Origin of the sequence: Pseudovibrio sp. Ad26 (assembly GCF_001623285.1) — a bacterium.
Classification (GTDB): Bacteria; Pseudomonadota; Alphaproteobacteria; order Rhizobiales; family Stappiaceae; genus Pseudovibrio; species Pseudovibrio ascidiaceicola.
In genome coordinates this window covers 171,901-191,103 of sequence record NZ_LMCE01000047.1, presented here as the reverse complement: position 1 = coordinate 191,103, position 19,203 = coordinate 171,901, and the positions used below count along the sequence as shown (strand labels likewise).

15 protein-coding genes are annotated in these 19,203 nt (G+C 51.5%); 8 read left to right on the top strand and 7 right to left on the bottom strand.

From position 1 onward, the window contains the following. Positions 1 to 23: 23 nt before the first annotated feature. On the top strand, positions 24 to 2,318 hold the full coding sequence (locus PsAD26_RS07330; RefSeq protein ID WP_063309872.1) for an FdhF/YdeP family oxidoreductase: 2,295 nt from the start codon (positions 24 to 26) through the stop codon (positions 2,316 to 2,318). A 96-nt stretch (positions 2,319 to 2,414) separates the two neighbouring features. On the opposite strand, the gene PsAD26_RS07325 is transcribed toward PsAD26_RS07330, so the two are convergent. Beyond that, complete coding sequence (locus PsAD26_RS07325; RefSeq protein ID WP_063295484.1) at positions 2,415 to 2,843, bottom strand: transcriptional repressor; 429 nt, start codon at positions 2,841 to 2,843, stop codon at positions 2,415 to 2,417. Positions 2,844 to 3,354: 511 nt separating this feature from the next. Here PsAD26_RS07325 and PsAD26_RS07320 point away from each other — a divergent pair. After that, the gene (locus PsAD26_RS07320; protein ID WP_063309871.1) at positions 3,355 to 3,747 is read left to right on the top strand and encodes a DUF302 domain-containing protein; all 393 of its coding nucleotides are present in this window, start codon (positions 3,355 to 3,357) and stop codon (positions 3,745 to 3,747) included. Between the two features lie 561 nt (positions 3,748 to 4,308). After that, positions 4,309 to 4,752 carry a VOC family protein gene (locus PsAD26_RS07315; protein WP_063309870.1) on the top strand — a complete coding sequence of 148 codons (444 nt, stop codon included), beginning with the start codon at positions 4,309 to 4,311 and terminating at the stop codon, positions 4,750 to 4,752. A gap of 89 nt (positions 4,753 to 4,841) precedes the next feature. Here PsAD26_RS07315 and PsAD26_RS07310 read toward each other — a convergent pair whose 3' ends face one another. Together PsAD26_RS07310 and PsAD26_RS07305 are read right to left on the bottom strand one after the other, a co-directional pair. Next, positions 4,842 to 5,951: a PLP-dependent cysteine synthase family protein gene (locus PsAD26_RS07310; protein WP_206599999.1), complete on the bottom strand. Its 1,110-nt coding sequence runs from the start codon at positions 5,949 to 5,951 to the stop codon at positions 4,842 to 4,844. 172 nt (positions 5,952 to 6,123) lie between these two features. Further along, positions 6,124 to 6,873, bottom strand: coding sequence for an AraC family transcriptional regulator (locus PsAD26_RS07305; RefSeq protein WP_063309869.1), 750 nt, complete (start codon positions 6,871 to 6,873; stop codon positions 6,124 to 6,126). 208 nt (positions 6,874 to 7,081) lie between these two features. On the opposite strand from PsAD26_RS07305, the gene PsAD26_RS07300 reads away from it, so the two are divergent. Next, a complete protein-coding gene (locus PsAD26_RS07300) occupies positions 7,082 to 7,972 on the top strand; it encodes an EamA family transporter (RefSeq protein WP_063309868.1) in 891 nt (296 codons plus the stop codon). A gap of 22 nt (positions 7,973 to 7,994) precedes the next feature. Here PsAD26_RS07300 and PsAD26_RS07295 read toward each other — a convergent pair whose 3' ends face one another. Then, positions 7,995 to 9,308 carry an SEL1-like repeat protein gene (locus tag PsAD26_RS07295; protein WP_063309867.1) on the bottom strand — a complete coding sequence of 438 codons (1,314 nt, stop codon included), beginning with the start codon at positions 9,306 to 9,308 and terminating at the stop codon, positions 7,995 to 7,997. 78 nt (positions 9,309 to 9,386) lie between these two features. Next, positions 9,387 to 9,818: a nucleoside deaminase gene (locus PsAD26_RS07290; RefSeq protein ID WP_063298790.1), complete on the bottom strand. Its 432-nt coding sequence runs from the start codon at positions 9,816 to 9,818 to the stop codon at positions 9,387 to 9,389. A gap of 510 nt (positions 9,819 to 10,328) precedes the next feature. On the opposite strand from PsAD26_RS07290, the gene PsAD26_RS07285 reads away from it, so the two are divergent. The 3 genes from PsAD26_RS07285 to PsAD26_RS07275 all read left to right on the top strand — a co-directional run bounded on the left by PsAD26_RS07285 (position 10,329) and on the right by PsAD26_RS07275 (position 15,171). Beyond that, positions 10,329 to 12,461, top strand: coding sequence for a pseudouridine synthase (locus PsAD26_RS07285; protein ID WP_063309866.1), 2,133 nt, complete (start codon positions 10,329 to 10,331; stop codon positions 12,459 to 12,461). Continuing rightward, the gene (gene rsmD, locus PsAD26_RS07280; protein ID WP_063309865.1) at positions 12,458 to 13,018 is read left to right on the top strand and encodes a 16S rRNA (guanine(966)-N(2))-methyltransferase RsmD; all 561 of its coding nucleotides are present in this window, start codon (positions 12,458 to 12,460) and stop codon (positions 13,016 to 13,018) included. The genes PsAD26_RS07285 and rsmD overlap by 4 nt, the downstream gene beginning before the upstream one ends. 851 nt (positions 13,019 to 13,869) lie before the next feature. Beyond that, positions 13,870 to 15,171, top strand: coding sequence for a porin (locus PsAD26_RS07275; RefSeq protein ID WP_063309864.1), 1,302 nt, complete (start codon positions 13,870 to 13,872; stop codon positions 15,169 to 15,171). 100 nt (positions 15,172 to 15,271) lie between these two features. Here PsAD26_RS07275 and mutL read toward each other — a convergent pair whose 3' ends face one another. Beyond that, entirely contained in the window at positions 15,272 to 17,215 is a 1,944-nt protein-coding gene (gene mutL / locus PsAD26_RS07270; RefSeq protein WP_063309863.1) for a DNA mismatch repair endonuclease MutL, read from the bottom strand. A 202-nt stretch (positions 17,216 to 17,417) separates the two neighbouring features. Between mutL and PsAD26_RS07265 the strand changes: the two genes are divergently transcribed. Beyond that, the gene (locus tag PsAD26_RS07265) at positions 17,418 to 18,272 is read left to right on the top strand and encodes a TIGR01459 family HAD-type hydrolase (RefSeq protein WP_063309862.1); all 855 of its coding nucleotides are present in this window, start codon (positions 17,418 to 17,420) and stop codon (positions 18,270 to 18,272) included. Positions 18,273 to 18,366: 94 nt separating this feature from the next. Here PsAD26_RS07265 and PsAD26_RS07260 read toward each other — a convergent pair whose 3' ends face one another. Then, the gene (locus tag PsAD26_RS07260) at positions 18,367 to 19,041 is read right to left on the bottom strand and encodes a protein phosphatase CheZ (RefSeq protein WP_063309861.1); all 675 of its coding nucleotides are present in this window, start codon (positions 19,039 to 19,041) and stop codon (positions 18,367 to 18,369) included. Between the last annotated feature and the right edge of the window lie 162 nt (positions 19,042 to 19,203).

Here is a 19,203-nt window from a genome sequence, read left to right as displayed (position 1 = left end):
TCTAAGAGCCTGAGGAGTCCGGCGTGTCCGACACTATTATTGCAAAGAAATCAACAGCTCCCGCTGGTGGCTGGGGTGCCGTGTGGAGCTGTGGTCAGGCTCTGTTGCAAAACACGTCGCTTACTTCAGGAATCCAGACAGTTTTAAAAACAAACCAGCCTGACGGTTTTATTGGCCCTGGCTGTGCATGGGTTGACCCTGAAAAGACCTCGTCCATCGAATTTTGTGAAAACGGCGTCAAAGCTGTTGCTGCCGAGATGACGGATAAGAGGATCACGGAGTCCTTTTTTCAGGAATACACGGTTTCTGAATTACAGACCTTCTCCGATATTGACCTTGAGGACCAAGGCCGCCTGACAGCTCCGCTGCGCTACAACAGAATAACTGACCGCTATAACGAAATCAGTTGGGCTGAGGCCTTCAAGGAAATTGGTGCAGAACTGCGGGGCATCAAAGACCCCAAAGAGGTCGTGTTTTACACCTCCGGGCATGCAAGTAACGAAGCGGCCTTTCTCTATCAGCTGTTCGGGCGTGTTTATGGCTCCACAAACTTCCCGTCCAGCTCCAATATGTGCCATGAAGCCAGTGGTATTGCGCTTGAAGAAGCGATCGGCAGTGGGCTGGCCACGGTTCGTCTGGAAGACTTCTCCAAAGCTGATGCCATCTTCGTTTTTGGCCACAATCCGGGCTCGACTGACCCGCGGATGTTGCCGGTGTTACGTGCAGCCACGCAACGCGGCGCACATGTGGTCTCCTTCAACCCGCTTAAAGAGCGCGGACTGGAACGCTACGCGGACCCCAAGAACCAACTGGAGATGATGCGGTTTGGTTCCGCACCTGTGGCGAGCCATTTCTTCACCCCGAAGCTGGGCGGTGACATGGCGGCTGTGCGCGGCATGGTGAAGACCATTCTGGCATGGGACTATGAGCGGATACTCACCCATAACCATGTTGACCGGGTGTTTATTGAAGAGAACTGCAACGGGTTTGAGAGCTATGAGAAAGCGCTTGAACTGACGCCTTGGAAAGAGATTGAGGACCAGTCTGGCCTCTCCCGCGACGAGATTGAAAGAGCAGCTGCGATTTATGTGCAGGCAGATCGCCCGATCATCACGTGGGGCACAGGGATCAGCCAGCACAAACACTCTGTTGCAACAATTCGCGAGATGATGAACCTGCTGTTTATTCGCGGAAACGTTGGCAAGCGGGGGGCTGGAGCTTGCCCTATGCCGGGCCATGCGAACACGCAGGGTATTCGCCGTATGGGCATTACCTCTGACCCTTCAGAGGAATTTCTGACCTCTTTGCAGCAAGCCTTTGAGTTTGAACCGCCGATGGATGCCGGTGTTGATGCCGTTGAGTCCATCAAGATGATGAATGAAGGCAAGCTGCGGGTCTTCATGAGCCTTGGAGGCAATTTTACCCGCTCTGCGCCGGACACAAACCTGACAGAAGAAGCGATACGCAAATGTCGCCTGACGGTGAGCATCGCAACCAAGCTGAACCGCAGTCATCTGATGACAGGTGCCCTCTCCTATATTCTGCCTAGCCTGGGCCGCACTGAATACGACGACCAGCGTTCTGGTGAGCAGATGGTCACTGTGGAGGATTCACTCTCCAGAATCCATGGATCTACTGGAGTAAATCCGCCAGCCTCTGATCTTTTGATGTCAGAACCTGCGATTATTGCCGGACTGGCCAGAGCGACCGTTGGCAACAAGGTGGTCAACTGGACGCATTACATTGAGAATTATGATCGCATTCGGGAAAAGATTGAGGAAGTGCTGCCTGAGTTTGCTGGATTTAATGGTCAGGTGCGTACCCCGGGCGGATTTTATCTGAGTAATCCAATTGCTGATCGCAGATGGGCAACAAAGTCCGGCAAAGCGGAGTTCTCCGGCTACTCCCTTCCGCTTGCGACTTCAGCACAGCAAACTTCCAGAGCCCCCAAGCTCACCTTTACCCTACAGAGCCTGCGCTCCAACGATCAGTTCAACACCACCGTTTACACACTCAACGACCGTTACCGAGGAATCTCTGGTGGACGCAAAGTGGTGTTCATGAACCCGATCGACATGCGACGGGCAGGTGTTTCCAGGGGTGAAAAGGTTGATATCGGGACGGTGAGCGAAGATGGACGTAATCGGCGTGCTCTCGATTTTCAGGTAGTACCCTACGACATGCCACAGGGCTGCATCGCCTCTTACTTCCCCGAGGTGAATGTCCTCGTACCAGTTTACTCCGTAGGCGATCAATCCGGCACCCCAACGAGCAAGGCTATTCCCGTGTCACTGTCTAAGTCTCGCAGGCGTTCTTGATTTCGCTGTTTTGAGAGAGGCACAAGATGCAGGATGGAAGAGTGGTTTCATCTTGAAAGAAACAGTTTCTGGCATTGGAGTTTACTGGCACCAGCTTTAATTTTTGGGTGCCAAGTGTACAACTATGTCGATGCTCGTCACCTGATACCCCTCTGGGGGATCGGCAAACTTGGCGAGTGATAGCTTCTGATCAGGGCAATCCATAATGCGATTTTCAGTGGGAACATAGAAATGGCGATGATCGCCAATATCCGTGTCATACCACACCTTATCTGCTGAGACTGCAATGCGCCGGATGAGATTATGCTGCTCAAAATCGCGTAGTGCGTTGTAGATTGTGGCAAGAGACAGGTGCTTGCCGTTTGCGAGAAGCTCTGCATACAGCATGGCAGCGTCTATATGCCGATGACCACCAGAAAATAAGTGCTCTGCAATGAGGCACCTTTGCTTTGTGAAACGCAATCCAGCACTTCGAAATTTAGTAGGTAAGTCGATTGAGGTATCTGCAGCTGTATTTGTCGACATAAGATGCCTTCCTTGATGGTGTGCGCAAAGTCGGGCTTATTCCGTCCTCAACAGTCGAAGTCTTCGAGCTGAGTTTCACTAGAGATAAACTTATTGCAATTAAGAAGCATTCGCAACTGGAAATCAAACCTTCAAATACAGCAGGTAGCGTCGTGGGACGAACGATCAGAATCCCTCGTTTGGCTGTCCCATTGAAGACTGAGACAATTCGTTTAGATGATGCCGCTACTCGAATAAAATCTGCTAGGTGGCTGTAAGCCTCATCCCATAGCTTCCAGCCTTAAAACACGATCATGTGAAAATAATTTATATGTAGTCAGAATATTTCCATAGTTAAATAAATAAACTCCGGTAGGGGAAAGGCTCTATTTCTTCAGCTTGGAGTTTATGTTGGGCTTCTGTTGCATTTAACTTTATGTCCCCCACGTCGAATTAGTTTCACAAGAAGGATAATGATTTGCGTAGTTTGTTTCTGGCCTCAGCTCTAATACTTGGAAGTTTGTATCCCGCCATGGCTCAAGATATTATCAAGGTCAACACCAACAAGGCAGTGCAAGAGACTATGGACGCACTGGAGGCTACTGCTCAAAAGGCAGGGGCAACAATATTTGCTCGTGTTGATCATGCAGCGGGAGCCGAAAAAGTTGGCATGTCCATTCCAGCGAACCAGTTACTGATTTTCGGTAATCCGGCTCTTGGCACACCTGCGATGGAGATCGATCCGCGGGCAGGTCTATTCCTGCCACTCAAAGTGCAGGTCTATGAGGATTCCGAGGGTCAGGTCTGGTTGGCTTATGAGGATCCAAAAGAAACAATGAAGGATCTGGATAATATCGATAAGTCCCCGGTAATCGAGAAAATGCGCGGTGTTTTGGCGAAGCTGACCTCCAAGGCTGCCAAATAGTCGAGTTCGACGGCTGATGAAGAAATTCAGTCCATTCCAGGGTCTGTAGAACGACCCTGGATATGTAAAAATGGCCATCTACGTCGAACCTATAGGTACTTGTTGACTCAGTGACTGCTGATAGCGAACACAATCAGAACCGACTGGTATTTCTCCAAAGCATACTGGCAAGAACCAGCTCCAGCTTACCCGAACTAAGCCTGCTTGTAGTTTAGGATGCCAATACCATCTCCCCCAATCATCTTCCTAAAGGATGTTCAGATGACGCTCATCTCCGTCGCAAATGAGGACGGAGCCTCCCTGATCGCATTCCATCATCTTTTTGGCCAATGCCAGAGCTCCATAAAGGTTTGCACCTGTTGAGCCGCCGCGTTTGCGCAGGATTACACCTTCCAGCCATCACGACATCTCTAAAGACTGCATCCCCTCTTCCTTCCCAAAAGGGGAACATGCTTGAGACCGTGACACTCTCAATATTCCGGGGCCAAAAGCGGTGATGTTGACAAATGGCTTTATGTACATAAAGTATAGTTACTATATTTAAGTCATAAAGGAAAAATTATGTCGTTTAATTCGCTGCAAAATATAATCACCGTCATTCGCAGGTTCGCATTGGTCTGTGTTGCCTCGTTGGCTTTCGCGAGTATTGTCTCAGCAGAGCCATTTCAAGAGGTGACTATTGGCGTGCCTGTGCCTTCCTTGGCAGAAGCAGAGGCGTGGTATACGAACTTTCTTGGCCCAGACACTGAAGTAATCAGACCAGTTCCCGGCATCGTGGAGTTCAAGGTTGCGCCGGGCGTTTGGCTGCAAATCTTTGAAGCGGATGACGCGCAACCAAGTGGCACCATCCTTCGCTTTCTAGTGGAGGAGATGGCAGCTGCTCAAAAAGTACGATCTGAGTTGAATATCGACACTGGTGAAGCAGTCGAAATACCAGAGGTCGTTACATATTCGGAGTTTGCCGATCCTTCTGGCAATGCTTTAGGTTTCTATGATCTGCCTTGATGGTGCAGACGACGACCATATTGTCGTCGGTTCGAGATCCACACAGTCTGTGACGAGTTGGGAACAGACTGTCCTACCTGACAAGCACACTAAATGCTGTCGATTTCGGCGAAATCTATGAGTTTGTGCATGTAGGGTAAGAGATCCAGATTTTTGCTGGCGACCCAATCGTCATTGTAAAGAGTGTCCAGATATCGCTCTCCGCTGTCGCAGATGAGAGTGACGATGGAGCCTTCCTGGTCGTTTTCCATCATCTCCTTGGCCAATGCGAGAGCTCCATACAGATTTGTGCCTGTTGAGCCGCCACACTTGCGCAGGATCACGCCTTCCAGCCATCTGATTGTCGCGATACTCGCAGCGTCCGGTATGTCGATCATTCTGTCTATGACGTCCGGCATGAAGGATGGTTCCACTCTCGGTCTGCCGATCCCCTCAATCAGCGAAGGTTTGTTCCTGACGATGCTTTTGTCTCTGTTTCGGTAATACTCATGAAACACCGAATTTTCAGGATCTACCACACAGAGCTGTGTTTTGGAGTAGTCCTCAGTATGGAGCCGGATGTATCGGCCAAGGGTTGCCGTTGTCCCGCCTGTTCCAGCGCTCATGACTATCCATTTGGGTGCCGGGAAGCGTTCCAGTTCCATTTGGGAGAACAGGCTTTGCGCTATGTTGTTGTTACCGCGCCAATCGGTTGCGCGCTCCGCATAGGTGAATTGATCCACATAATGGCCGCCCAGTTCTTTCGCGAGTCGCGCCGCTTCCTTGTAGATCTGATAGGGCTCAACCAAATGCACCTCACCGCCCAGCGCTTCGATCTCTCTTATCTTGCCTGTTGCAGTTGCCTTGGGCGCGATTGCGACGAAAGGGTTTCCGATCAGCCGCGCAAAATACGCTTCTGAGATCGCCGTTGAGCCTGAAGAGGATTCTACAATTGGTGTCCCTTCCCGGATCCAGCCGTTGCAGATGCCATATAAGAAGAGCGAGCGTGCCAACCTGTGTTTGAGACTTCCGCTTGGGTGGGTGCTTTCGTCTTTCAGGTAAAGATCAATCCCTGCCCTTGTGAGTTTGGGAATGTTCAGTTTGATGAGGTGGGTATCTGCCGAGCGATTGTAGTCCGCCTCAATGTTCTGGATCGCCTGCAGCGCCCATGCTCTGCCTGAGGGATTTCTGTGATTGGTATGGCTGTTAAACTCCAGCATGGAACCACCTGATCTGCCTTTGCCACGGTGCCCTGCTTGTGACGCACCTCTTCGGACCGATTATATCGGCTGCACGACTAATGGCATGGGCTGATCGTTGCCGTATGAAACAGAGAGTAAAGCTGCTGGTGAAAATGAGAGAGTTTCAGAAAGAACTCACAGCTGCACGGATTTAGCCGTGGCTCGTCATGGAAGCACGGTACTGGGCTCTGTAGTCAGAGGGTGTCAGGCCGAAGTGTTTTTTGAAGATGTTTGTGAAGGACGAGGCGTTCTCGTAGCCAACCTGGAAGGCGATGGTTGCGATGGATTGGTCTGTTGATCTGAGCAGGGTCAGAGCTTTGTCCAGACGCATCTCCAGCTGGAGTTGTTTTGGGGATTTGCCGTAGGAGGCTTTGAGTTTCTTTTGCAGGCTGCTGACCGAGTAGCCGCCCTCTTTCGCGATATCGGAGATCTTGTTGTGAGTGGGCAGCTGCTCTTTTACGCTCTGTAGTCGCTGTGTGATTGCGTTTTGATCTATGAAATCTGTGGTTCGGCCTGTTGCCAGTTCAAGGGCTGTGTTCAGGATGGAGGCAGCGCCGTTTGCGTCCACTTCAAACGTGTCCGTGAGCGAGGCGACGAAGTTGAGGTACTTCAGTGCGAGCGGTGAGAGCTCCTGATGGCTGTCGCCGGGATGCCGGAAGAACTGAGAGATGGCCGCTCTGTCGCTGACATCGATGATCAGGAAGCGACTGCCGGAGGTTGTTTCGCTGTCATGCAGGGTTTCTGGCGCTATGAGGCCGACGGAGCCGACTGTCAGTTGCTTGAAGTGGCCGCCAATTTCAATCTGCATTTCGCCCTTTAACGGAACAACAGCCTGCGCGAACGCGTGGTGATGTCCGAGTTCCAGCCGGTCATATTCACGGATGACAGCTTGATAGGGCATGACTTCGTTCCAGATCTCCACTCTTGGTCCAAAAGCTTGTTTAAGAGGACTGCTGGTTCAGGGATACCGCGGTCTTTCGAAAATCTCAAAAAGAAAATCTATTTCCTGTTTTGCCTAATTCTAATATGCAGGAAATGAGGCAGGATCTGGTCGGTTTCGTTGGAAACTCCAGCGATGTGATGGCCTCAGTCTTCAAGCGGAATTTTAAATGTTACAGAACCAATCAGCTGGCAAGGTCAGCGCTGCGACCTCGATCGGGAGTATCTCCATTGTTTTGTGGGGCACGCTTGCTGTGCTGACCAAGTTGACCGGTGATCAGTTTCCGCCGTTCCAGCTGCTGGCCATGACGTTTACGGTGGCGACACTCACACTCTCCGGCAAGCTGTTGACAGGAAAAGCTGATGTGCGTTCCGCCTTCAAGCTGCCTCTGTCCGGCTGGTTGCTTGGTGTTGGCGGATTGTTTGGGTTCCATGCGCTGTACTTTGTTGCTTTGCAGAATGCGCCTGCTGTTGAAGCGGGACTGATTGCCTACATCTGGCCGCTGCTCATTGTGTTGTTCTCTGCCCTGTTGCCGGGAGAAACCATTACAAGGTGGCATGTTGGCGGCGCTCTTGTCGCTCTTGCTGGGTATTGGGTTTTGCTTGGCTGGGACAATTCTGCAGGCAATCTGCAGTGGGAGTACGTTGTTGGCTATGTGGCGGCGGCGGGTTGTGCGTTGATCTGGTCCAGCTATTCTGTTTTGAGCCGACTGATCAAGACCACCTCTTCCGATGCGGTGATCGGCTATTGTGCTTTAACTGCCGTGTTTGGCTGGCTCGCACATTTCCTCTGGGAGACCACAGCTGTCCCTCAGGATCTTACACAAATCATCGCCGTGATTGGTTTGGGTCTGGGGCCCGTGGGCATTGCCTTTTACACGTGGGACTTTGGCGTGAAGCACGGCAACGTTCAACTGCTCGGCGTCCTCGCTTATGGCGCGCCCTTAATCTCGACGCTTCTGCTGATCGCGTTTGGAGAAGGCACCCTTGCCGCTAACATCGTAATCGCAGCACTGGCGATTGCAGGAGGGTCTTTGATCGCGGCGAAAAGAGCGGCTTAGGAGTAACAGTGAGGCAGAAGCCTCACTGATTTTTCATCTTGGCGAGGAACTCTGAAGCTTCTTGCTTAATCTCTTTTATTTCCTGAAATGTAAGCTGTGTTGCAACTTTATCTCTGTTTTGGGCAGCACTTTTGTTTCCAATTTTAGCCGCCACAAAAAACCAAAAATATGCATTCTTATAATCTTGTTTTACGCCCCGCCCCAAAGTGAACGATATACCCATTTGGCTTTGTGCTGAAGCATTGCCTTGTTCTGCGGCAAGACGATACCACTCGGCAGCCTCAGCATGGTCTTGAGTTACGAACTCTCCGCGCTGATACAGCGTACCCAGATTACTCTGTGCATCAGCATCACCCTGATCTGCTGCCAGACGCCACCATTTCATAGCATCAGCAACGCTTTTTTGAATACCTTGACCTAAGTAATACATTTTCCCGAGATTATATTGTCCGCCGGCCAATCCAGCCTCAGCACTCAATCGATACAGTTTTACTGCTGCTGCATGATCTTTTGGTACCCCTTGCCCCGCCTCTAACAAAGTTCCGAGATTATTTTGCGCATAAACATTACCTTGCTCAGCGGCAAGGCCATACCATTTTGCCGCTTCCTTGAAGCTTTGCGGTACACCTCGCCCATCTGCATACAATTGCCCTAGATTATTCTGCGAAGAGAGAAAGCCCTGCTCGGCGGCAAGGCGATGCCATTCGGCCGCTTGATTATAATCTTGAGGGACACCAAATCCATTTGTGTAGGCCTCAGCAAGGAGAACTTGTGACTTTAAATGGCCCTGCTCTGCGGCCATTCGAAACCAATGTACTGCTTCAACAAGATCTTTCTGCTCAGATTGCCCCTTGACGTACATGCGCCCAAGACTGAACTGAGCCCCTATGTGGCCCTGCTCAGCTCCAAGGCGATACCATTTGGCTGCTTCTGCATAGTTCTGTGGCACCCCTCGTCCACGAATGTAGGCCTTTCCGAGATTGAATTGCGCGACCGCATAGCTTTGGTCAGCAGCAAGGCGATACCATTTAACTGCTTCTTCGTAGTCCTGTGGCAAGCCCTTCCCTATGGCATACAGAACACCAAGACTATTTTGGGCGTTTGGGTAACCTGCGTCTGCAGCTAAACGCCACCACTTGGCTGCTTCTTTATAGTCTCTAGGTACATCATCGCCAGTAACGTACTTTTTCCCGAGTTCAAATTGTGAATTCGGGTTTCCATTCTGAGCTGCCTCTTTGATGACATCGAAATCTGAACCATTGGCAGGGAGCGACAACAAGACTGATAAATAAAGGAATGGTGCAACGAAGAAAAAAAACAGGTATTTTCTATGCATTTGTATTTCCAGAAATAATAATTTTTAAAAGAATAAGAAATTAAGTAAGCGTGCAGCTAGTTTAAGCACCCCAACACCTCAATCCCGCTTCCCCTGGAAGAACGTTTTGAGCATAGCGGCGGAATCTGTTTCGGCGAGGCCGGAGTAGACGTCGGGGGTGTGGTGGCAGGTTGGGGAGGAGTAGAAGCGGACGCCGTGGTCTACGCCGCCGCCTTTGGCATCCCCTGCCCCATAATAGAGCCTGCGGATGCGGGCGAAGGAGATGGCAGCGGCACACATTGGGCATGGTTCCAGCGTGACGTAGAGGTCACAGCCTTCCAACCGCTGAGAGCTGAGCTGCTTTCCGGCTTCGCGAATGGCCAGCACTTCTGCATGTGCAGTGGGGTCATTCAGCTCCAGTGTGCGGTTGCCCGCAGAGGATAAGACACTTCCATCTTTTACAACAACACAGCCAATGGGGACTTCGCCGCGCATTTCTGCTGCGCGCGCTTCCTCCAATGCCAGATCCATAAAAGTAGAGTTCAATGTGGGCGTCTTCATGGAGGCCATGCTAGTGCGTATTGCTAAAAAGTGGAAGCAGGTTTTGGATAAAGACACGCAAAAACAAGAGATAAAGCAGTTTAACAAGAGCTAGACCTATGCGACGTGCAAATGTTCTGATCACTCAAGCTGTCATCATTTATGAAAGTGTCAGGTGAGTCTGAGCCAACAAAATCAGAAAAAAATTCGAGAGTCTGCTTTTGCCCCTTTGCCAACTGGCGCCTCTTAGGTTATGACCGGGATAGAGCACGCCCGCGTTTTGAATGCATCCACGCGTCGCGCTCCGTTTTCTTATTATGAGTGAATTCTTATCGTCTGGTTCTCTGCAATCAAACGGAATGCACTCTAACGACATTCGAATATTGTGTGGCATCTGGCAGACTGCTGGGCAGCCAAGGCGGTGACGCCTATGCGAGCTCATCCAGTGTATCTGATCAGAGTGTAGAAAGTTAAAGGCCCCGGTTCGCCGGGCAAGAGCCAATGAAAAACAGCGGTAAAAAACCATCTAGCTCCCCCCGCAAATCTGGCGAGCAGACCAAAAAATCCTCCGGCGACAAAAAACCAAATCAGACAGTCACCGTTGCAGGCGAACGTATTGCCAAGGCAATGGCACGTGCTGGTCTGTGCTCTCGCCGTGATGCAGAAACATGGATTGAAGCTGGCCGTGTCAGCGTCAACGGCACCGTGCTGGAAACACCAGCTTTTACCGTTACCCAGAAAGACAAGGTTGTCGTTGATGGCAAACCTCTGCCAACCCGTGAGCGGACGCGCCTTTGGCTGTTCCACAAACCACGTGGCACGGTAACCACGAATAAAGACCCTGAGGGTCGTAAAACCGTTTTTGACATCCTGCCTGCTGACATGCCACGCGTTGTGACTGTTGGCCGTCTCGACATCAACACCGAAGGTCTGCTGCTGCTGACCAATGACGGTGGCCTTTCCCGCGTGATTGAATTGCCTGCAACTGGCTGGCTGCGCCGCTACCGCGTGCGCGCCTACGGCAAGGTGACTCAAGAGCAGCTGGATGCCCTGAAAGACGGTGTTGCCATTGACGGTGTTCTTTATGGCGCTATTGAAGCGACACTGGACACTGAAAAAGGCGACAACGTTTGGCTGACCATTGGCCTGCGTGAAGGCAAGAACCGCGAAGTTAAGCGGATTCTTGAGCATCTTGACCTTTCCGTGAACCGCCTGATCCGCATTTCCTTTGGTCCGTTCCAGCTGGGCGACCTTGGTGACAGTGAACTGCAGGAAATCCGTGGCCGTGTGCTTCAAGACCAGCTGGGCGAACGCCTTGTTACTGAAGCTGACCTGGACTTTGACGCCCCTATCGTCAACCAGATGGATACCCGGACCAGCAAACAAGCCGAACTGAAGAAGAGAAAGAAATCTTCCGGTGGTGCCGGTGGTGGCTGGATCAGCGCAAAAGATGCTGCTGCTGTTCTTGCTAAGAACAAGAGTAAGCCACTGCGCCATGGCAGCGACCAGAAAGATAGTGGTGGTGAACGCTCTGAACAGAACCCGTTTGGTGACCGTAAGCGCGTTGGTGTGAAACCAACCTTTGGTGACCGCAAGCCTTCTGAAGACCGTGGTGAGCGTAAATCCTTTGGCGACCGTGATCGCGGTGATCGTAAGCCATTCGGCGATCGTGATCGTGGTGAACGCAAGTCATTCGGTGATCGTGACCGTGGCGATCGCAAGCCATTTGGTGATCGTGACCGCGGCGACCGCAAATCATTCGGCGATCGTGACCGTCAGGCTGGACCTTCCCGCTTTGGCAGCAACGAGCGTGGTGGTTACATCAAGCCGCGCCGCGTGTTCAGCGCAGACGGCAGCGTAGATACATACACTCCAAGTTTTGATGAGGATGAAGGCAGAACCGCTGCGAAGCGTAAGCCGGAAGAGCGTCGTTTTGGCACCCGCACCAAGCGTGGTGACTTCGATCTGGCTCATGGCGGCACAAAACGTTCAGCTGAGGCCGACGCTCCAAAACGTGACGGTGGTCGCGGTGGTGACTTTAACCCTGCAGACAATGCGCGTTATTCTGGCGATACCGGCCCAACACCGGGTGAGCGCCGCTTCTCCAACCGTCGCTCCCGCGATGATGCGCCTTCTGATGAAAAGCGTGGTGGTTTCAATAAGGGACCACGTGGCGATAAGCGCGAAGGCGGTCGTGATGGTGGTCGCGACGGCGAAAAGCGTGGCTTTAGCAAAGGCCCTCGCGAAGGTGGCCGTGATGGCGAAAAGCGCGGCTTCAGCAAAGGCCCTCGCGAAGGTGGCCGTGATGGCGGCAAGCCGAGCTTCAGCAAAGGCCCTCGTGAAGGTGGCCGTGATGGCGGCAAGCCGAGCTTTAGCAAAGGCCCACGTGAAGGTGGCCGTGATGGCGGTAAGCCGAGCTTTAGCAAAGGTCCTCGCGAAGGTGGCCGTGATGGCGGTAAGCCGAGCTTTAGCAAGGGTCCTCGTGAAGGTGGTCGTGATGGCGGCAAGCCAAGCTTTAGCAAAGGCCCACGTGGCGGCGGCAAGAGCTTTGGCGGCGATAAAGCGCGTGGTGGTCGCCCAGGTGGTGATCGCTCTGGCGCGCCTCGTGGAAACAAAGGCGGCAGAAAATCGTGAGAATTGTTGCTGGACGCTTTCGGGGAACTGCTCTCGCTACGCCCAAGACACAAAACACACGGCCTACCAGTGACCGGATGAGAGAGACCATTTTTAATGTGCTCGCTCATTCCTATGACAACCCGGTTCAGGATGCACGCGTTCTGGACCTGTTTGCAGGGACCGGCGCTCTTGGTCTGGAAGCGATGAGCCGTGGTGGCAAGTACTGCGTCTTTGTTGAAGAGGCAGTTGAGCCGCGTGGTCTGATCCGCCGGAATGTGGAGACCACCGGATTGATGGGCGCCACAAAGATTTTGCGGCGTGATGCAACATCTTTAGGGGAAGCGGGAACGATTGCCCCGTTCGACCTGGTGTTTCTGGATCCGCCCTACCGCAACGAGCTGGGCGAGAAGGCTCTGTCCAGTGCAGTGGCTGGTGGTTGGCTCAATGAGGGCGCACTTTGCATCTGGGAAGAAGATACGAGTGTTTCTCCAGTGATCCCTGATGGGTTTGAAGGGCTGGATGTGCGCCATGCGGGCGACAGCCAGATCCTCATTCTCCGCTACAACGGCGTGTAGCTCAGAGCGACCCTATATATAAAGAGTAGATGAAGGCCTTTCCGATGTGGTTTCGGGAAGGCCTTTTTTTTGTTGCCCTCCCCTCTTCACGCTGAGTGGACTGCTGCTGTGCCATGTGAATGGGCTAGCTGATGGCGCGGGAGGACAAGGACTGCTAGGCAGAGGTGCGCCTTGCGTCTTTAGCCGGGGTGTTGTGGCAGGCGGTTGTTGTCTGACGGTCGTTGTCTGGCGGTTTGAGGTGGTGGCGCCGTACTGTGGCGGAGAACTTGGTCCGGTGCGGATGGGCTGGAGGGATACATTGACCCTCGGCCTCCTAAAAAGCAGAGATTTGCGGGATTGGGCCTCACAGTTCACATAGCAGCGCGTCAGTCCTCAAAAGAACGCAAAATTCCCCAAAATAACGCAAAATATTAATACTTGTAATTACTATCAATCTACTTATCAGGGAATCTTGATCATTCCTGATAGAGACCCACATTGTGCCTATGATTCGAATGACGCAGGTTGCATACGAAAAGAGCTCGTAAATCTGCGTAATGAATTTTTAACGAACAATAACAATGACTTAATTCGATGATCAGCACCCCTGAATTACGTTTGTTACATCTACTTAGTTTGGGATAAAAGCGTTGCAGGAATGAAACAGCGATTTCGATTAGCTTGATAACTCTAGGTTATTTTTAGAGTTATTATTGCATCCATAAGCATGTGCTGGCATCAATTGCTGCAGGGAATTCGCGTACACAACAATAAAATTAGTTTTGCTTAGGTAGCATTTGGGCCACCTTAAGTAGTTTCGTCAATTAACCTTGTTTGAGGAGTGGGTTTCTACCCGATTTAGGAGTCGAATTATGCGCCACTTTACAACTAGCGCCGCAGCAGCGCTTATGATGAGTGCCACTCCGGTCCTTGCAGCCGATCTTCCCGTTGCACCGGAGCCCGTAGAATATGTCCAGATTTGTGACGCCTACGGTACTGGATATTTTTATATTCCAGGCACTGATACCTGTTTGAGAATTCGCGGTCGTGTTCGTGCTGAATACCGTTTCAACAACTTTGGGGCGGCCCCAAGCGACTGGTCTGAGCGGACAAGAAATTCAACATCCACTCGTGCACGTGGCTACCTCCGCATGGACGCCCGAACTCAAACAGAATACGGCTTGCTTCGTGCTTACATCGATTTGTTCGGAACAGTCGACACACCTGGCTTTATTCAGGATGACAGCTCTGTTCCTAACGTGAACAACCCGGTCGGCTCATTCGGAGTTGAACAGGACAACACTGTAATGACGCTAGATTATGCGTTCGTACAGTTTGGCGGTATGACCATCGGTCGTGCACAGTCCTTCTATGACTTCTGGACCGGTTATGCCTACGGTGCGATCACCACCGTTGCGTACTCTGACCAAAACCTCTGGCTTGCTGGTTACACCTTCGATCTGGGTAACGGCTTGTCCACCAGCTGGTCTGTGGAAGACAGAACAGCTCGCCAGCAGAACCTCTTTACTGGTGAATATCTTGACTCAACTGGATTTAACCAAGGCTACGGTGGCATGCGCTTCCCAGACCTTGTTGCTAACATCCGCCTTGACCAAGGTTGGGGTTCCGCACAGATCATGGGTGCTTTGACAGAGATCCGTTATCTGGAATCTTACCCATCTGGAAAGCTTGGTTGGGCTGTCGGTGGTGGTGTTGAGTTCAACATCCCATGGTTTACAAGCTACCTTTCTGGCTTCCAAGGCGTCGTCCAAGCAACTTTTGCTCAAGGTGCTTTAGGTTACGTCAACAGCGACTGGCAGAACGTAGTCTGGGATGCAACCTCACTTACTGATGGCGAAGACGGGATTGCAACCGCATGGTCCATTGCATGGGGTTTCCAAGCTGACTTCTCTCCTGAGTGGAACGCAGCAATCCAGGCTTCCTTTGCAAATGCTCGCTCCAAGTTCCTTTGGAACCAAAACCAGTGGGATGTTGTTGGTAAGATTGGCTGGACGCCAGTTAGCGGCTTCGAAATTGGTACTGAAGTTGCATACCGTAACGTAGGCTTGGGTGATCTTTATCCCGACAACTCTACTAACGGCGGCAATCCAACTCGTCCACTCGGCCAACAGGATATCATCTCAGTCCTGCTCCGTGTTCAACGGGACTTCTGAGGCCACATGTCAGAACCCATCGATTGCCTAGTGTAATCGAGAATACGAACTGGAAGAGGCGGATCATTGATCCGCCTCTTCTGGTTTTTTATCGTAAAACCTAGTGACGCCCAAAGAGACGCTCAATATCGGAGAGCTTCAGCTCGATCCATGTTGGTCTGCCGTGATTGCATTGCCCGGATTTTGGCGTTGCTTCCATATCACGAAGCAGATTGTCCATCTCTTCAGGCCGCATTCTCCGGCCTGCTCTGATTGATCCGTGACATGCCATCGTCGCCGCAACCAGATCCAGCTTTTCTCTGATACGGGTTGAGCTGTCGAACTCTGCAAAATCATCAGCAAGGTCCTGCACAAGCGCTTTGATATTGAGGCGTTTAAGCATGGATGGAGTTTCTCGCACCGCAATTGCCCCTGGACCGAAGCGCTCCAAAACCAGGCCGACTTCTTCCAGTTCCGTCGCACGTTCTTCCAATCGTGCAACATCCTCTTCAGGAAGGTCGACAATTTCCGGGATGAGGAGCATCTGCCGAGATACATCGCGCTTCGACAGGTCTTCTTTTAACTGTTCATAGACAAGACGTTCATGAGCTGCGTGCTGATCTACAATGACCAAGCCATCTTTGGTTTGCGACACGATGTAAGTTTGGTGGATTTGCGCTCTCGCGGCTCCAAGAGGGAAGTTTTCGCGATCTTCTGGTAACTGGTGTCCGTGGGCTCGAGAGTCTGCGGATGGCGCATCGACCAAATGATAGGCCTGCGTTCCCTGCTCGTTCGCCTGCAGCTGTGGCTGCGATTGATCCAGTGGCCCAGAATAAGGCGCATTCGCTTCCATCAAGCCCAACTGCGTTTCACTGGATCCGACTTCAGGGATATCTGCAGCGTTTTCTTCTGGTCGATAGGATGATTGTTGCCACGAATAGTTTTGAGGGGCCTCTCTATGGCCTTGAGGTGAATGCACGGATGCCCCTGAATGAACACTAAAACCTGCGCTTTGTCCCATTGGGCGGATGGCGTTGATTGCAGATTGGGTGTTTGCAGTGGATGCCCTGAAGCCAGACTGAACGAAGGCATTCTTCAGTGCACCGATCATCAATCCACGAACCAGCTGACCATCTCGGAAGCGTACGTCTGCCTTTGCTGGATGTACGTTTACATCCACTTGGTGAGGGTCAAGATCAATGTTGAGCACTACAATCGGGTGGCGATCACGAGATAGCACGTCTGAGTATGCTGCTTTCAGGGAGCCCAGGAGCAATTTGTCTCTGACTGGGCGGCCATTTACGAAGAAGAACTGGTGCTGTGAGTTGGCGCGGTGGAAGGTCGGCAGGCCTGCATATCCGTACAGATGTACCCCTTCCCTCAGTGCTTCAATCTCCATAGCGTTCTTTGTAAACTCAGCGCCCAGTATTTGTCCGATCCGGGCGAGGTCTGCGTCATCTCCTGTACAAGCTGGCAGTTCCAACTGCCGGCGATCTGATCCAGAGAGGGTGAATCTGACAGTTGGGTTTGCAAGAGCTATGCGTTTGATGATTTCCGTGATCGCGGTTGCTTCAGCACGGTCGGACTTCAGGAACTTCAGACGGGCGGGCACCGAGAAGAAGATGTCTTTCACTTCTACGCGTGTTCCGGAGTTCAATGCAGCTGGTTCAATATCATTGTCCTGGCCGCCTTCAACTTCAATTTTCCAGGCGTGAGGTTCCGAGGCATGGCGTGTAGTTATTTCCAGACGTGAGATCGCGCCAATGGATGGCAGCGCTTCTCCGCGAAAACCCATAGTCCGGATGTCCATGAGATCATCTTCAGGCAGTTTGGATGTGCAATGGCGGCGGACGGCGAGCTGAAGATCTTCCTTCGTCATGCCTGCACCATTGTCTGTGATGCGCAGCAGGCTTTTACCACCGGTCGCGGTGACGATCTCGATGCGCGTAGCACCAGCATCAACTGCGTTTTCAACCAGCTCCTTGACGACACTTGCAGGCCGCTCGATCACTTCACCAGCGGCAATTCTGTTAATTGTCGTATCGCTAAGTTGTCTTACCGCCATAACCGCTCCGTCTCAAAGATTGTTCTGCATATACATGGCGCATCCAAATCATATTTGTGACAGAGATTTGCGCTCAGTATCAATGCAAGATGAGCAGTGATTATATCTACTTGTCGTCGCCACCTGCTCAGGCTATGAGGATTTGGCTCAACTCTACTCTTTTTTCAAGAGCGTATCCAAGTTTCCTCCAAGAGAACATCATATGAAGCAGCAATCCCCCATCACTGGCCTCAGCCAGATTGCAGATCAGTTCAACGGCATTCTATGTGATGTCTGGGGTGTTTTACATAATGGCGTGAGTGCTTTTCCGGCAGCAATTGACGCTCTTGAGACCTATAAGACGCGTTGTGGCAAGCCTGTTGTTTTGATCACCAATGCGCCGCGTCCATCCCATGAGATTGAACAGCATCTTCGCAGTTTGGGTGTTCCGCAGACCTGCTATGACTCAATTGTCTCGTCAGGCGATGTTGTTCAGGCTGATCTGCGCGCCATAGATCACGCAAAAGTCTATCATATAGGACCCAAAAAGAATCATAGCCTGTTTCATGGTGCAAGTTTTGACTTTGTGGAGCCAAATGCTGCGGACATTATCGTATGTTCAGGTTTGAATGACAGGCGCGCCGAAGAGCCTGAAGACTATCGTTCTCATTTTGAAGAGTTATTCAAGCTGGACCTGCCACTCATTTGCGCTAATCCAGACATTGTTGCTGAACAAGGCGACAAGTTGGTCTGGTGTGGAGGCGCACTCGCAAAGCTTTATGAGGAGATGGGTGGCCGCGTCATCATTACGGGCAAGCCTTTTCATCCGATCTACGATATGGCGCGGGCAGAGCTGAATGTGTACGCAGGCAGAGCGCTTGAAAAAACTGAAATTCTGGCAATTGGTGACGGTTTACCGACTGATATCAAAGGTGCAAATGCCCAGGGCATCAACGCGTTGTTTTTGACGGAAGGTATTCATGCAGCGGATCTGACAGGGGATGCCAAAGCCGTTGAAAGCATGCTTAAGGCAGAAGGTCTGTATGCGCACAGTTTCATGGGGCGCCTGAGCTGGTAAAACTAAAGCAGTTTGCACCATTTCAGGTCAACAAACTGCTTTTGAATTTCTTGTTGGTGGGCAGCGCCCACTAGCAAGTTGGTCGCAAGTAAAATCAGGCGAACAGCTTGTCGATATCGTCCTGCTGCACATCACCGAGCATAGCATCAATCTCATCCTGAGAGACACCTTCACCTTTGTGTTGCGGGCCATGGAGGATCAGTTCACGCTTGCGGCGCTCTTCCTCAGTTTCTTCGCCATTGCTCTCGCTTTGAGCTTCTTGCTCAAGACGTAAACGCTCGACGAAGTTGGACACACGCTCATCAATCGTGTTCAGGGTGCTGACAACCTTAGAAATGCGTTGTCCGGTAATATCCTGAAATGCGCAGGCCTGAAAAATCTCCATAACCTGATTGTTGACTGTGTCCTGGTAGGCCTGAGCGTCATCAGGATCAGCGGCCATAATAGCCTCAGCTGCTTCCATGATTGAATGTGTTGCTTCCTCTGTTGAAGAAACAATAGCGTCCAGCTCCCGACCAGCATCAGGAATATGATTGTCTCTCATATCTGCGACACGAAGCTTACTGATTTCGGCTTTCATCCGCGCAATTTCCGCGCCGATTTCGGCCAGTTCCATGGTCACTGCAGGTTGGATGTGTTCAATGATGTCCCCCATTGAACCCGTCATAACCTCTGCAAGATCCATCACATCAGTTAGTGTGACTTCGCTAGATTTCTCACGGCTTTCTTCCAGAAAATCGATGAGTTGCTGAATATCAATTTTGGTCAAAACACTCTTCCCTTTGCCTGAGTAGGGAACGTCTCCTCCAGCAGGCAAAATCGCCTGCCGGGACAGAGCTCTACCCGACCTTGTAACCGGTCAGTTGGGTGCACAGAAGGGTTGGGGCGCTATCGTTATCGCGTCCTCACCCCAGCCCATATTCTTCAGTTG